2 protein-coding genes are annotated in these 1,991 nt (G+C 69.5%); both read right to left on the bottom strand.

From position 1 onward, the window contains the following. Nucleotides 1–24: 24 nt before the first annotated feature. Nucleotides 25–774, bottom strand: a complete 750-nt coding sequence (locus K789_RS0113550) for a polyprenol monophosphomannose synthase (protein ID WP_024367217.1) — start codon at nucleotides 772–774, stop codon at nucleotides 25–27. A gap of 442 nt (nucleotides 775–1,216) precedes the next feature. Further along, nucleotides 1,217–1,991: amidohydrolase family protein (locus tag K789_RS0113545; protein ID WP_024367216.1), on the bottom strand; the 775-nt coding region annotated here is incomplete at its 5' end.

The raw sequence follows: 1,991 nt of genomic DNA, 5'->3' as shown, positions 1-1,991 counted from the left end.
CCCCGCGTTGATTCGTTAAGGGGACTACTTCGCGGCAGCCTTGCCGGTGAGTTTCCCGGAAAGTGTGTTCCAGCGGGCGGCCAGGCCCCACTTCGTCACATTGACCATGGCTTCGACCACGATGTTTCCACTCATCTTCGAGGCGCCCAGCTCGCGCTCGACGAAAGTGATGGGGCGTTCGACAATCGTCAGACCAAGCTTGGCCACGCGCCAGGCCAGATCCACCTGGAAGCCGTACCCCACTGAGTCGACGGCGTCCAGGTTCAACTTCTCCAGGGTGCTCCGGCGGAACGCACGGAAGCCCCCGGTGACGTCCTTGATCTTTAGGCCCAGCAGGATCCGGGCGTAGGTGCTGCCCACCCGGGAAATCGCCTGCCGGTACAGCGGCCAGTTGACGACGCTGCCGCCGGGTACCCAGCGGGAGCCCATGGCGAGGTCGGCGCCCTGTTCCACGGCCTCAAGCAGCTGGGGAAGCTGCTCCGGCTGGTGCGAGCCGTCGGCGTCCATCTCGACGAGGACGTCGTAACCGGCGTCGAGGCCCCACTTGAAACCGGCGATGTACGCCGCTCCGAGTCCGGCCTTGCCCGCGCGGTGCAGGACGTGGACCTGGCTGTCCTCAGCGGCGAAGCGGTCCGCCAGCTGCCCGGTGCCGTCGGGGCTGTTGTCGTCGACAACCAGGACGTCGGAGCCTGGCACCGCCGTGCGCAGGCGCCCGAGGGTCTTGGGCAACGATTCCAGCTCGTTGTAGGTCGGGATGATCGTGAGGACACGCACAGCGAGGCCTTTCCTTGAAGGGAGCGGTCAAACGCCGGGCGGTCACTCAGGAGCTGACACCAGGCGCAACTCTCCATTATAGGGAGTCGCCGGACCCTCCGGGGCCGGTGCCGGCCCCCCGGGCAGGTCCACCCGCTTCGGGCCAGTTCCGGCAGCCCGCGGAAAGCGCCGCCGGAACCGTTTTCTGCTGCGAAGTGGACCCGCCCCCTGGGGGTACCCATGGCCACGGCCAGAGGAGCTGCCGCGCTTGCGGCAACCTGGAACTGACCGGGGGGACGTCCGGAGCCTGCGCCGTACGCAACCCTCCGTTGACCCTCAATGCTACGGGCACGCCCCGATCTGTCAACCGCTCTGTGACCTGCCGGTTCATCCATCGTCGCAGGTCAGGGCCATCTGTTGGGGGACGAAGTTTCGCTGTGGCACCTGCCGGGCCCGCCGGCGGTCAGCCCCGGAGGGAGCCGCTGGAGAACAGTTCGCGGCCGTCCCTGACGGTCTGCAGGCAGGCCGGTTCGGAGCCGGTGTCCAGTGCGGGTAACAGCGGCGTCCGGGCGCGGGGGTCCGTGCTCCAGGACTGGACCCGGCCGTCAGCGACCTGGACCATGAGCTCCTCGACTTCCCACACGGCGAAGCTGGCGGGGGCGCCGGGTACCAGCTGGCCGGCCATCGGGTTCCGGTACCGGGCAGCGCGCCAGCCGGCCCGCGTATGGCCGAGGAACGCTGCGCGGGCAGAGATCTGTTCCGCGGGGTTGTTGTGCTGCAGGCAGGCCCGGACGCTGGCCCAGGGCCGCAAGGGCGTGACCGGGCTGTCGCTGCCAAAGGAGATCGGGACGCCGGCGGAGTAGAAGGACGCAAAGGGATTCATACCGGTGCGCCGGGTGCCCAGGCGCTGTTGGTAGAGACTGCCTTCGCCGCCCCAGGCAGCGTCGAAGCCGGGCTGGGCGCTGACGGTGACGGAGTACGCGGCCAGCCTGCGGATGGATTCGGCGTCGGCGAGCTCGACGTGTTCGAGGCGGTGGCCGGCGGCCCGGACCTTCTGCTCGCCGACTTCCGCCGCCGCCTGGTCCAGGGCGTCCAGCGCGGCGTCGAGGCCGGCGTCACCGATCACATGGAAGCCTGCCTGGATGCCCAGCAGCGAGCACGCGGCGACATGAGCCGCGGCCTCCGCCACGGAGAGGTACAGGCTCCCCCGCTCCCCCGGGGCGTCGCTGTAGTCCGCC

The sequence above is a fragment of the Arthrobacter sp. TB 26 genome (genome assembly GCF_000427315.1).
GTDB lineage: Bacteria > Actinomycetota > Actinomycetes > Actinomycetales > Micrococcaceae > Arthrobacter.
This window is presented reverse-complemented; position numbering and strand designations above follow the sequence as displayed.